This is a genomic window from Gardnerella sp. c11Ua_71, assembly GCF_055818025.1.
On record NZ_JARFVR010000006.1, the window covers coordinates 90,182 to 102,736 of the forward strand.

Genomic DNA, 12,555 nt, shown 5'->3' on the forward strand with positions numbered 1-12,555 from the left:
GTTAGTAAATTACACGAACCAGTTACCTATTGCTAATTACAAATCACTAATTAACAATTAGCAATAAATTAGAACGTGCGAACATTGTAGAAATTATTAAGCTCTTCCATCCAACGCCCAGTACCAGATATATCTCCTCTAGTTCCTACGGTAAACCCTGGGAAATTGTTCATTCGTGGTTCAAAGTAGCTTCGAGAGCCATGCCCTTCTGCAGAATTGCCAACACTTATAGCTCCTGCAAAATTGCCGACAGAACGAATAACTCTATCGTTGTCTACTTTGTAATGAACAGCATAACCTTCGCGAGTCAGACGATTCCCTGCGTTTGCTGCAGTGCGAAGCCAACGGTTGAAGATATTTCCCCAAATTTGAGGGGCGTTGAAAGTGTAGATCTTCTTAAGCCAAGAATATCCTTTACCGTCTGCGCGAATCAAAGCTCGTTGTGCCAAATATCCTCCAAGAGAATGGCCAGTAATATATAGATTATTTACAGTGTTCTCTCTGCCATAGCGTTCAATAAGCTGTTCAACATCGTAAGCCTGATCTGGATTGTGGCCTACAGCTATTGCAAAATCATCGTCATAATCATTGAATTGAGAAGTTCCACGAATTGCAAGAACTTGAACAGTTCCTTGCTCTAAGAACGGATATGGACTTACGTTTTCAAACAAGACAGCGTCAAAACCACCCCTATTGTGGTAGGTTTCTTTGACTTTCCAGAACGGGGCTATCTCATTGTGCATAAGACGATACTCATTGCGGTTCTTATAAATGTCATGAAGTGGCTTAGTGTAATCAAGAACCTTGTTTATATAACTATCATCGCGATAAGAAAGTTCAGAAAATAGCGTCATATCTCGTGGGCTTATATCCCATCTGCGAGGATTGCTGTCTTGATTATCTGGAATACCATCGCCATCGGTGTCATTCATCATAGGGTGAGAATTGTACCCATAATAAGTTTTACCGTTTTTAGTATAAGTGTAAATTTCTTGTCTATTAGTTAAGCCGTCGCCATCTAAATCAGCATTTGGGTCTAAAGGCTTTTTGTGATACAAAGCCATGTCTAAAGCTCCGGGAAGCTCCAGCTTTATATCTCCATTTGAAATCGCTTTAGCCGTTTTTTCTGTAAGAGGAGTGTGCGCTTCTGTAAGATGCTCGTTTTGAGTGTATGCCATCGCTGGTGTAGTGATACTTAACATGCTTAGCATAAGACACAGGCTTGCAGATAAGCCTATTAGTTTGAAGCTTTTCTTCATGATTCCTCCTACTTTTGTCATTTATTTTGGGAATTAACCCGAATTAACTCGTTTTGGGAATTAATCCTTTGTTTTTTACTATCTTGTTAGCGCGTTTTACGCTTAAAAGCTACAAATAGCAAGTTATGTAAACTGCACCTTCGCTTAATTACAATTACAGTAATGCTTAATTTTCTTCAATAACTCTCTGCAATCAACTTTGACGATATGAGTTCGATTAAGAAAATCCTAGATGCTGCTAAGTGTTCTTATATGCTCAAATCCGCGCTTGATGTGCACAAATCTACGCTTGTATTGGTGTAGCTTCTATGACCATGCTACAGCATTAATCAATTAAATACATCATTAATTAGCATAAAATAAGTGAAAATTGTTGCGTTAATGACATTATGACTTTATGACATTAAGCTGCTTTAGTTTGAAAACAATTTAGTCGCAAGTACAAAGATTTATCAGACGTCTGACGAATTGTAGTGTGATTGGTGTAATCTACGAATCAAAAGACGAATCAAAAGACGAGTCGAAATACAAGTCTAAAGATAAGTCAAAAGATAAATCAGCGACGATTTCAAGGAGGATATCATGCTGAAAGCTAAATTTGTTGTAGGCGCATACGCATCGTTGCCAAAAACTCGCGAAGATCAAGAAAAATACTACGATTTGCTGGGTAAACAAAGCTGGATTGCTGGAACAGAGATCCCGTACCCAGGAGATTTGGCAGATTCACAAAATCGCACGTGGCTAGCGTCGGCAATACCAGCGCATTGGCATGCTAACACCATAACCGCAATACCTGGGACAATGAGGCACATAAACTTTGACCCAGATCCAGAATTTGGACTAGCAAGCCCAAGCGAAGAGGGCAGACATCGTGCGCTCGCATTCTTTAAGGATATTCGCGAAGCCATAGCTGATGTTGCAGATAAACGAGACAGTTGTGATATATCGCACGTGGAAATACACACAGCGCCAACTCGAATAGCACAAGCAGACGCAATGAAAAAGTCGTTGGAAGAACTAGCACAACTAGATTGGTGTGGAGCAAAACTGGTTATAGAACACTGCGACAGATATATCGAAGGACAGAATCCAGAAAAAGGATTCTTATCACTAGAAGAAGAGATTCAAATTGCTAAAAATGCTGGGATTGGAATCACAATCAACTGGGGAAGAAGCGTTGTAGAAGAGCGAAAGGCTCAAGCTGCTATAGAACATGTGCGCGAAGCAAGACGCGCAGGAGTATTACAAGGTTTAATGTTTTCGGGAGCTGGATCAGAAGCAACGCAATACGGATATGAGTGGATTGATGGTCATTTGCCAATGAACCCAGATGAACCAACGTCATTAATGACGTCTAAAGAAATTCAAGAAACTACTCTAGAGGCGCTAAAAGACGATTATGCAATCGACTATTTGGGTGCAAAAGTGTGCGTTCCGCAAGACGCGAGCGTTGAAGAGCGCTTGGGGTACTTATCGCGTATTCATGACGCTGTGAGCGCTGCGCAGGGCGAGTAAATAGGCAAAGTCGCAAACGCAAGAAAGAAAACGGAAACTACTTATGAATGAAACAAAAGATTCTCGCCCTACATATCTTGCTTTTGACATAGGCGGAACAAAAATCGCCTATGGATTGGTGACTTTGCCAGATTCTAATATTCGCCAAGAAAATGCAGATTACGTATCTCCAACAGTGCAAGAGCATGGTTCAATGCCAACAGAAGCTGCAAAAGGTGGAGAAAATATAAAGAATCGCCTAGTGAAAAAAGCGTCGAAAATCATAGAAGAAGCGCAGAAAAATGGCAAAACTATTAGCGGAATTGGAATAGCGGCTGCAGGAGTGCCAAATAGCAAAACTGGCGAAATTGTAGCTGCTACAGACATTCTGCCAGGTTGGCGAGGACAGCGAATTTATGACGCATTTAAGAGCGTAACTGACTTGCCAGTTTATATGATTGGCGATGTTGGTGGACATGGTTTAGGCGAAGCAATTTACGGCGCGGGTCGCGGAAAGTCGATTGTATTTTCTGTTGGAATAGGCACTGGAATTGGTGGTGCGATTATTATAAACGGCAAGCTGTTTACAGGAGCGCACGGAGTTGCTGGGCACGCGGGTCACGTTGTTAGTGACTTGGGAGTAGGTTTTGACTGCTCTTGCGGAGCAAATGCTGGACATATTGAGCCAGTTGCTTCTGGAACAGGTCTTGCGACTCTTTACAATCGAAATCTTCCAGCTGGTACTCAAGAAGCCCAAAATGGTTATGATGTTTGCGTAAGAGCAAATTCTGGTGAGGAATATGCAAAAGAAATTCTTGCTAGAAGCGGTAAGGCTTTGGGTGAGTGCGTAGCTGGAATGGCTAATCTTATAGATCCAGATGTGATTGTGCTTTCTGGGTCTGTTGTAGAAGCTGGTGATATTTGGTGGAATGCTATGCGAAGTGGATTTGAAGATTCTGCTTTGACATTGATTAAGAACACCCCAATTTTAAAGGGTCAACTTGGAGGATCTGCTCCTCTGATTGGCGCTGCTTGGGCTGTTCATTTAAGTTTGAACCATTTTTAATCATTTTAAAAAGGAGGAATCTATATGAATCCTGTAATTAAAAAAATTAAAGGTGGCTTAGTCGTTAGCTGCCAAGCTTATCCTGGAGAGCCGCTAAGACACCCAGAAACAATGGCACAAATGGCAATGGCTGCCGTAGAAGGTGGTGCTGTTGGCATTAGATGCCAAGGATTGTCTGATATTTCCGCGATTAAAGGGCAGGTTGATGTTCCTGTAATTGGAATTTGGAAAGACGGTCATGAGGGAGTTTATATTACGCCAACTTTGCGCCACGCGCGCTGCTGTGCTGCTGCTGGGGCAGATATTATTGCGATTGATGCTACGGATAGACCGCGTCCAGATGGTCTGACTTACGAGCAGACCGTTCGCGCTTTGCATGACGAAGGCATAGTTGTTATGGCTGATTGCGGAAACTTCGACGATGCTAAGCACGCGGCTGATTGCGGAACAGATATTATATCTACCACTTTGGCTGGTACTTCTCCAGGAAGACCAAAGACTGATGGTCCTGATTTTGAACTTTTAGGCCAGATTTTGCAAGCTTTCCCAAACTATCCGATTATTTGCGAAGGTCGTATCCACACTCCTGATCAGTTGCATAAGGTTATGCAAATGGGAGCTTGGGCTGCGGTGGTTGGAACTGCAATTACACACCCAACGTCGATTACGCGCTGGTTTGCGGCAAAGTTGTAGGCTGTGCATTGTAGGCGGATTTATCGCCAGCAACCGTACTTGATAAAGTAAACAATTAAATAAAAGTATTGATTATATGTGTGTTGATTTTGTGCGGTTTTGTGCTAATTTAATGACTTTAAAAATTAAATCAAAATTTTCACAAATTCGACACACTTATAACTTGACATCAGACATCAGACCTCTTATGTTTAAAGTAACGCGAAAATAACGCACGCGCTATAATTTAAAACGTTTTCGCATTCGAGGATGAAATGCGAAGAAAACAACTCAATGGTGAGGAGAAAATATGGCACGAATTAACTCAAAGCTAACCGCGGTAATCGCTGCAGGTGTAGCCGCATTAATGATGCTTTCTGGCTGCGGTGGAGCAAAAACCCACAAGGCAGCAAAAGCAAAGACTGCTGTTAAAGATACAATCACAGCTCAAGTCGCATATGCAAGCCGTGATTTTGCGCCATCCACTACTTCGGGCGCATTGCCAATGGCAGCAAACTGGCATGTGACAGAGCCGCTCTATGCTCTTGATTACAGCAATTTTAAAGTCTTCAACGCTCTTGCAAAAGGTGAGCCAAAGAAGATTTCCGACACCGAATATGAGGTAACAATTCGCGATGCTGCAAAGTTCTCTGATGGAACTGAAGTAACAGCAGGAGACGTAGTATCTTCCTTCAAGCGCACAACTGCAAAAGGCAGCCTCTATATATCTATGCTCGACTTTATTGATTCAGTTGAAGCAAAAGACAATCGTCATGTAATCTTCAAGCTAAAGAAAGCATTCCCACTGTTCAAGCAGCGTCTTGCTTTAATCCAGATTGTTCCAACAGCAAAGTCTGACGCAGATCTTAAGAACATGCCAATCGGCTCTGGTCCATGGAAGTATGTGTCCATTACAGATAACCAAGTAAAGTTTGAGCGCAACGATCTTTATAACGGCAAGTACAAGGCACAGACCAAGAAGATGGTTTGGAACGTAACCGTTGACGATACTGCTCGCGTAACCGCAATGCAAGGCGGAAAGACAGACGTAATGGAAATGGTTCCAGCACAAGCATTCAACACTTTGAAGGCGTCTGGTTCCGAGCTTAAGACCGCACAGGGCTTCACACTTCCATTCGTTATGTTCAACACAAAGCAAAAGCCATTTGATGATAAGCGAGTTCGCCAAGCAGCTCTCTACGCGATTGATGTGAACAAGCTCATCACCAACCAAATGAGCGGTCAGGGCGAGCCAGCAACAAGCTTCTTGCCAAAGAATTACGCAAACTATCATAAGGCAAAGAACGTTTACACCAAGAACATTGCTAAGGCAAAGAGCTTGCTTAAGGAAGCTGGTGTAAGCGGTCCACTAAAGTTCACTCTTTACACCACAGACCACACTTGGATTACTCAGCTCGCTCCGCAGATCAAGAACGATCTTGCTGAGATTGGTATGGATGTAGAAATCAAGTCCATGAAGTCTTCTGCACTTTACCCACAGATTACCGACCGCGACGATGCAAACTACTCCATGGTCCTCGCTCCAGGCGACCCATCTGTATTCGGCAACGACCCAGACTTGTTGATGAGCTGGTGGTATGGCGACAATGCTTGGACCCGTCAGCGCACATTCTGGAAGAACTCCGAAGGATACGCAAAGCTTCACAAGCTCATGGATGCAGCTCTTGAAGCCGCCAAGCCAGCAGATCGTCAGAAGTACTGGAACCAGTGCTTCGATTTGATCAGCGACGAAGTTCCTCTGTACCCACTCTTCCATCGTAAGACTACGACTGCAGTAAAGAAGGGCGCGTTGGCTGAGTGGAATGCAATCGGATCCACTGGCATCAACCTTGTAAAAGCAAAGCTAACAAAGTAGGTGCAAGCTAAAAAATAACAAACTTCATTTTCCCTAACCTCTAACCGCAAAACCGGCCCGGCTGTTTACCTTTCTCGCCTTTGTGCAGATGGGCCGGTTTTGTTATGCCTTAATAACAAATTTCTTCAATGGATGTGTGGATGTCTTATGAGTAATTTTCTTAGACTTTTAGGTAGGCGATTAATCGCACTGCCATTCATGGCATTCGGTGTTACGTTCCTCGTATTCTTCCTTATGTCATTTTCAAAATATGATCCAGCAGTTGCAGCATTAGGTGAAAACTCATCGCCAGCAGCACTTGCCGCATTCCGCCATGAAATGGGTTACGATCGTCCGTGGTGGGAGCAGTTTGGTTCTTACATAGTTGGACTATTCCAAGGAAACATGGGTGTTTACGGTGTAAACAAGGATTCTGTAGCTCAGAGAGTGGCAGATGCCTTCCCAATCACCTTGCAGCTAACCTTCATTGGTTTGTTGATAGCAATAATCTTTGCAGTAATCTTCGGCGTTTTTGCAGCTCTTTACCGCGACACTTGGGTTGACCAAACAGTCCGCGTGCTTTCGATTATTGCAATCGCAACCCCATCCTTCTGGCTCGGCGTTCTTTTGATTTACGTCTTGCAAATCAAGCTTGCATGGCTCCCAGGATCTGGCGATTTTGTGCCGTTCTTTGAAGATCCAGAAGCTTACATCGCTAGAATGGCAATGCCTTGCTTTGCATTAGGTCTTCCAGTAGCAGGTCAGCTTACGCGAATCATACGAACCTCGATGGTAGAAGAATTGGATAAGGATTATGTGCGAACCGCAATCGGCGCAGGTATTCCAAAGAGCGTAGTGGTTGCTAGAAACGTGTTCCGCAACGCTTTGATTACACCAATCACAACTCTTGGTATGAAGATTGGTTACCTTATGGGTGGCGCAATCGTTATTGAGGTGATTTTTGCACTACCAGGAATGGGTACCGCAATGTTCGACGGCATTAATGGCAACCAACCAATGCTTGTTCAAGGTGTTGTTTTGGTTGTTGCAATTGCATTCATCTTCATAAACATTATTGTTGATTTGCTTTACGTGTTAATCAACCCAAGAATTAGGACGGTGTGACATGCTATTCGGAAAGAATCAGGTAGTAGATGCCGCATCTAAGCCAGGCATCAAATTTAACAGATTTAAAAGCATGAGCTTAGGTTCTAAAATATCGCTTATTGTGATTGCAATACTGGCATTCTGCGCAGTATTCGCACGATTCCTGGCTCCATGCGACCCAGTAAAGATTACGCAAAACTATCAGCCGCCAACAGGAGCGTACTGGTTTGGTACCGATAACCTTGGTAGAGACGTGTTCTCGCGCGTTATGTACGGCGCTCGCTACTCGTTGGTAATCGGCTTGTCGTCTGTGCTCTTTGCATTAGTGATGGGCGCAATAATCGGCGCGATCGCAGCTGTAAGCCGCACTTGGATATCTGAGCTTATAATGCGATTGATTGATATAGTAATGTCTATCCCAGGAATCGCATTAGCGGCTGTGTGCCTTGCAATTCTTGGACAATCCATGATTGGTATCATCATTTCCATCGGCGTGCTTTACGTTCCACAAATCGCAAGAATTGTGCGCGCAAACATTATAAGCGAATATGGAAAAGACTACGTTCGTGCAGTAATCGTTTCTGGCGCTCGCGCACCTTGGATTTTACTCAAGCACGTAACGCGTAATATTGCAGCTCCAGTTATGGTGTTCACAACGCTTTCTGTTGCAGACGCAATCGTGTTTGAAGCTTCTCTTAGCTTCATCAACGCTGGTATTCCAGAGCCAACGCCAACATGGGGCAACATTTTGTCTTCTGCTAAAGCAGGCGTTATCTTCGGATACTGGTGGCAGGCATTGTTCCCAGGCTTAGCAATCATGATTACCGTTTTGTGCCTCAACATTCTTTCTGAGGGCATTACGGATGCAATGGTTGCAGCTCCAACCGCTCCAGTGGCTAAGAGTGCTGCAGATGCGGATGCTGCTCGCAAGGAAGACAGGATTCTCACCGACCCAGTGGCAGCTTACAAGGAGCAGCACGACGCTTTGGTTGAGTCCTTGGCAAAGCTTCGCGAAGCCGAGCTAAAGCGCACGGATCGCTTGCAGCCAACGTCTACTGAGCCTCCAGTTATTGAAGTTAAAGACTTGTGCATTCAGTTCCCACGCTACGGCAGTGTAAATGTTGTAGACCACTTGAGCTTCTCTGTTCGTCCAGGCGAAACAATGGGCTTGGTTGGTGAATCTGGTTGCGGTAAGTCAATCACTTCGCTTGCGATTATGGGCTTGCTTGATCCAAAAGCTAAGATTAGTGGACAAATCCTCTTTAATGGCAAGGATCTTGTAAAGCTTAGCCCAAAGGAGCACAATGCTTTGCGCGGACACGAAATCGCAATGGTTTACCAAGACGCGTTGTCTTCCTTAAACCCATCAATGCTGATTAAAGCGCAAATGAAGCAGCTGACTTCTAGAGGTGGTACTCGTAGCGCCGAAGAGTTGCTGGAGCTTGTAGGCTTGGATCCAAAGCGCACGCTTGAATCCTACCCACACGAGCTTTCTGGCGGCCAGCGTCAGCGTGTGTTGATCGCAATGGCACTTACGCGAGATCCAAAGTTGATAATCGCAGATGAGCCAACAACCGCTTTGGACGTTACTGTTCAAAAGCAAGTGATTGACCTTCTTAACGAATTGCGCGAAAAGCTTGGATTCGCAATGGTGTTTGTAAGCCACGATTTGGCTCTCGTTGCAAAGGTTGCGCACTCGATTACCGTAATGTACGCAGGTCAGGTTGTTGAGCAAGGCTCCACCAAGGAAATCCTCACAGATCCGCATCACGAGTACACGCGCGGCTTGCTTGGCTCCGTAACCTCCATTGAGGCTGGCGCTCCAAGATTGCATCAGGTTCCAGGAACTGTTCCAAGCCCATCCGACTTCCCTAAGGGAGATCGATTCGCACCGCGTTCTTCTCATCCAGATCAAGGACTTGATGTGCGCCCAATAATGAAGCGTATTCCAGGAACATGGCACTTCTACGCTGCGCCTCCAGAGCCTGAAACGGATGCACCTTCCGCAATTTTGACCAACTCCGATAAAGGAGATGTGCGATGAACATGAATGTTAATGACGCAAACAAAAATCAAAGCGAAAATGGCGATGTTCCAATCATCGAGTTGCGCGACGCCGAAGTGGTGTTCACTACTCGAGCAGGATCTGGCTTATTCCACAAGAACAAGATTACAGCCGTAAACAAGGTAAATCTTAAGCTTATGCCAGGCAAGACGATTGGTATTGTCGGCGAATCTGGTTGCGGAAAGTCTACTACTGCAAACATTATGTGCGGTCTTCAGCAAGTTACAAGCGGTAAGGTTTTGTTCAAAGGTCAAGACGTTACGCATAGAACTGCAAAAGAACGCATGGATATTGGACGCGTGGTTTCCGTTGTGTTCCAGGATCCAGCAATGGCTTTGAATGCGCGCATGAGTGTGATTGACCAGTTGATTGATCCGCTTGTTGTGCACAAGATTGGAAGCAAAGCCGAGCGCGATGCTAGAGCCAGGGAGCTAATACGAATGGTTGGTTTGCCTCACTCTGTTCTTGGCGCTTTGCCAGGTCAGCTTTCTGGCGGCCAGCGTCAGCGCGTGGCAATCGCTCGTGCGCTTTCGCTTAACCCAGATGCAATAATCGCAGATGAGCCAACTTCCGCTTTGGATGTTTCTGTGCGTGCTCAGATTTTGAATCTTCTTTCCGACTTAAAGAAGAAGCTGAATCTTTCCATGGTGTTTATTAGCCACGATATTCAAACAATTAGATACATATCCGACGAGGTTGTTGTTATGAATCATGGAACGATTGTTGAGCGCGGCGAAACTCACCAGGTGATTAACAATCCGCAAGATGAGTACACAAAGATTTTGATGGGCGCGGCGCCTTCGCTTTTGCATCCAACGGAAGAAGAGTGCAAGTAGCGCAAGTAGTGTGAACAGTGCGAGCAAGCGCTAGTCGTTAGTTGTTGGTCGCTAGCTTAAATGCGCGGGCGGTCTGTTAAGACCTTGCAGTAAATCCATGCAGGCCGCCCATTAATTCCAAAATCTAAAGTCATAAGTCATAAATCAATAAGTCATAAATAATAAAAAATACGAAAGAAGTTTAATCATGGCAGAAAAATTCCACGGCGTTATTCCACCAGTAGTTACGCCATTAACGGCAGACGGCGAAGTAGACGTTGTTAGCTTTGAGCGTTCACTTAACCGAATGATCGAAGCTGGCGTAGACGGCCTGTTTACGCTTGGATCTTCTGGCGAAGTTGCGTTTAGCACAGATAAGCGCCGTCGCGAAATCATTGAAACCGTAATGCGTATTGTTGACGGCCGCGTGCCAGTGTTGGTTGGATGCATCGATACGGAAACAAACCGCGTTATTGAGCACGCAAAAGAAGCCAAGGAGCTTGGAGCGGCTGCAATCGTTGCAACAGCGCCATTCTACGCACTCGGCGGCATGGCAGAAGTCGAGCGCCACTTCCGTCTTATTCACGAAGCCGTTCCAGATTTGCCACTGTTCGCTTACGATATTCCAGTTTGCGTACACACAAAGCTACCAGGCGCTTTGCTTGTAAAGCTTGGTAAAGATGGCGTACTTGCAGGCGTTAAGGATTCTTCCAACGATGACGTGTCGTTCAGGTTCCTTGTAGATGACAACAATAAGGCTGGTCACCCATTGACTTTGCTTACGGGTCAAGAGGTTGTTGTTGACGGCGCATACATGGCTGGCGCAGACGGTTCTGTTCCAGGACTTGCAAACGTTGAGGCAACTGGCTACGTGCGCATGTGGAAGGCTGCTCAGGCTGGCGATTGGGCAACAGTTAAGAAGGAGCAGGATTGGCTTGCTGCTTTGATGCGAATCGTTACTGTTCCTAGCGGAGTGGCAGGCTTCGGCGCAGGAGTTGGAGCATTTAAGACCGCAATGGCGTTGCTTGGCGTGTTTGACACAAATCAGATGCCAGATCCAGTTTGCCCACTTAAGGGAGAAAACGTTGAAGCCGTGGCTCGCGTTCTTAAGGAAGTTGGCTTGACTTTGGCAAAGACCCCAGAAGAAGTAAGCGATTCTACTAAGTGAGTATTTTTATCAAATAATTTAAACAAATAATTTAAGCAAATAATTTAAACAAAATCGTTTATTCATGGTGCATAGTAAATAAATGGTATTGCGGCGTACGCTTAAACGTATGCCGCAATGCTAATATTTGCTTGGAGTATTTGCAGAATCAAAAATCACCAAAGCTTTAAAGGAGAAGCTAAAGATGGCTGAAGTTATTATTGTAAAAGATCAGGATGAGGCAGGCGAGCTATACGCCGAATCTGTTGTAGATTTGATTAGTCGCAAGCCAGATGCAGTACTAGGGTTGGCAACAGGATCAAGCCCATTAAAAGCCTACGAGCATCTTGCAAAGCTTGTAAAAGACAAGAATGTTGACGTAAGTCGCGTACGTGGATTTGCGCTTGACGAATACATTGGATTGCCATTAGAGCACGAACAATCTTACCACAGCACAATCCGCAGAACCGTAACCGATTTAATCGGCCTAAACCCAGATTTAGTGCACGTTCCAGGAGATGTTCTTAATGGAGCACCATTAAGCGAAGGTGATAAGATTGCGCACGCTGGAGCAGGCTACGACGCTGCTATTGCTGCCGCTGGTGGAATTGACGTGCAGATTCTGGGAATTGGCTCCGACGGTCACGTTGGATTCAACGAGCCAGGATCTTCTCTTGCATCTGGTACGCGCGTTAAAACACTAACCGAGCAGACTCGCGTAGACAACCGCAGATTCTTTGACGGTGATATTAACCAAGTTCCAACTCACTGCATAACACAAGGAATTGGAACGATTTTGCGCGCTCGCCATCTCGTGCTTCTTGCGTTTGGTGAAAATAAGGCAGATGCGGTAGCTGCAACAGTAGAAGGTGGAGTAAGCTCGCTATGCCCAGCTTCCGCACTTCAAATGCATCCTCATGCAACAGTGATTATAGATGAGGCTGCTGCAAGCAAACTTAAGCTTGCTGACTACTATCGCTGGGTGTATGCAAATAAGCCATCTTGGCAGGGGATCTGATACACAAGTCTAAAATTTAAGATAATAAATTTAAGATAATAAGATATCAAATAAGCA

10 protein-coding genes are annotated in these 12,555 nt (G+C 44.9%); 9 read left to right on the forward strand and 1 reads right to left on the reverse strand.

The features are described 5' to 3' along the window. Positions 1-68: 68 nt before the first annotated feature. Positions 69-1,259 carry a lipase family protein gene (locus P0106_RS06190; RefSeq protein ID WP_182835791.1) on the reverse strand — a complete coding sequence of 397 codons (1,191 nt, stop codon included), beginning with the start codon at positions 1,257-1,259 and terminating at the stop codon, positions 69-71. 582 nt (positions 1,260-1,841) lie between these two features. On the opposite strand from P0106_RS06190, the gene P0106_RS06195 reads away from it, so the two are divergent. The 9 genes from P0106_RS06195 to nagB all read left to right on the forward strand — a co-directional run bounded on the left by P0106_RS06195 (position 1,842) and on the right by nagB (position 12,498). After that, a complete protein-coding gene (locus tag P0106_RS06195) occupies positions 1,842-2,774 on the forward strand; it encodes a DUF4862 family protein (RefSeq protein ID WP_473730567.1) in 933 nt (310 codons plus the stop codon). Positions 2,775-2,817: 43 nt separating this feature from the next. Beyond that, the gene (locus tag P0106_RS06200; protein WP_473730568.1) at positions 2,818-3,819 is read left to right on the forward strand and encodes an ROK family protein; all 1,002 of its coding nucleotides are present in this window, start codon (positions 2,818-2,820) and stop codon (positions 3,817-3,819) included. Between the two features lie 24 nt (positions 3,820-3,843). Beyond that, entirely contained in the window at positions 3,844-4,512 is a 669-nt protein-coding gene (locus tag P0106_RS06205; RefSeq protein WP_473730569.1) for an N-acetylmannosamine-6-phosphate 2-epimerase, read from the forward strand. A gap of 289 nt (positions 4,513-4,801) precedes the next feature. After that, positions 4,802-6,367, forward strand: a complete 1,566-nt coding sequence (locus P0106_RS06210; protein WP_004123961.1) for an ABC transporter substrate-binding protein — start codon at positions 4,802-4,804, stop codon at positions 6,365-6,367. Between the two features lie 198 nt (positions 6,368-6,565). Beyond that, positions 6,566-7,471 carry an ABC transporter permease gene (locus P0106_RS06215; protein WP_004113928.1) on the forward strand — a complete coding sequence of 302 codons (906 nt, stop codon included), beginning with the start codon at positions 6,566-6,568 and terminating at the stop codon, positions 7,469-7,471. Between the two features lies 1 nt (position 7,472). Beyond that, positions 7,473-9,497 (forward strand): dipeptide/oligopeptide/nickel ABC transporter permease/ATP-binding protein, encoded by a 2,025-nt coding sequence (locus P0106_RS06220; protein ID WP_473730570.1) that lies wholly within the window; start codon positions 7,473-7,475, stop codon positions 9,495-9,497. Continuing rightward, on the forward strand, positions 9,494-10,354 hold the full coding sequence (locus P0106_RS06225; protein WP_473730571.1) for an ABC transporter ATP-binding protein: 861 nt from the start codon (positions 9,494-9,496) through the stop codon (positions 10,352-10,354). Before P0106_RS06220 ends, P0106_RS06225 begins: the two co-directional genes overlap by 4 nt. A 187-nt stretch (positions 10,355-10,541) precedes the next feature. Then, a complete protein-coding gene (locus P0106_RS06230; RefSeq protein WP_004113922.1) occupies positions 10,542-11,501 on the forward strand; it encodes a dihydrodipicolinate synthase family protein in 960 nt (319 codons plus the stop codon). Positions 11,502-11,685: 184 nt separating this feature from the next. Next, positions 11,686-12,498 carry a glucosamine-6-phosphate deaminase gene (nagB, locus tag P0106_RS06235; RefSeq protein ID WP_174143106.1) on the forward strand — a complete coding sequence of 271 codons (813 nt, stop codon included), beginning with the start codon at positions 11,686-11,688 and terminating at the stop codon, positions 12,496-12,498. Positions 12,499-12,555 lie beyond the last annotated feature (57 nt).

Coding starts and splice junctions, on each gene's coding strand:
- P0106_RS06220 (WP_473730570.1), top strand. CDS start 7,473: ATGCTATTCGGAAAGAATCAGGTAGTAGATGCCGCATCTAAGCCAGGC.
- P0106_RS06210 (WP_004123961.1), top strand. CDS start 4,802: ATGGCACGAATTAACTCAAAGCTAACCGCGGTAATCGCTGCAGGTGTA.
- P0106_RS06195 (WP_473730567.1), top strand. CDS start 1,842: ATGCTGAAAGCTAAATTTGTTGTAGGCGCATACGCATCGTTGCCAAAA.
- nagB (WP_174143106.1), top strand. CDS start 11,686: ATGGCTGAAGTTATTATTGTAAAAGATCAGGATGAGGCAGGCGAGCTA.
- P0106_RS06205 (WP_473730569.1), top strand. CDS start 3,844: ATGAATCCTGTAATTAAAAAAATTAAAGGTGGCTTAGTCGTTAGCTGC.
- P0106_RS06225 (WP_473730571.1), top strand. CDS start 9,494: ATGAACATGAATGTTAATGACGCAAACAAAAATCAAAGCGAAAATGGC.
- P0106_RS06215 (WP_004113928.1), top strand. CDS start 6,566: ATGGCATTCGGTGTTACGTTCCTCGTATTCTTCCTTATGTCATTTTCA.
- P0106_RS06190 (WP_182835791.1), bottom strand. CDS start 1,259: ATGAAGAAAAGCTTCAAACTAATAGGCTTATCTGCAAGCCTGTGTCTT.
- P0106_RS06200 (WP_473730568.1), top strand. CDS start 2,818: ATGAATGAAACAAAAGATTCTCGCCCTACATATCTTGCTTTTGACATA.
- P0106_RS06230 (WP_004113922.1), top strand. CDS start 10,542: ATGGCAGAAAAATTCCACGGCGTTATTCCACCAGTAGTTACGCCATTA.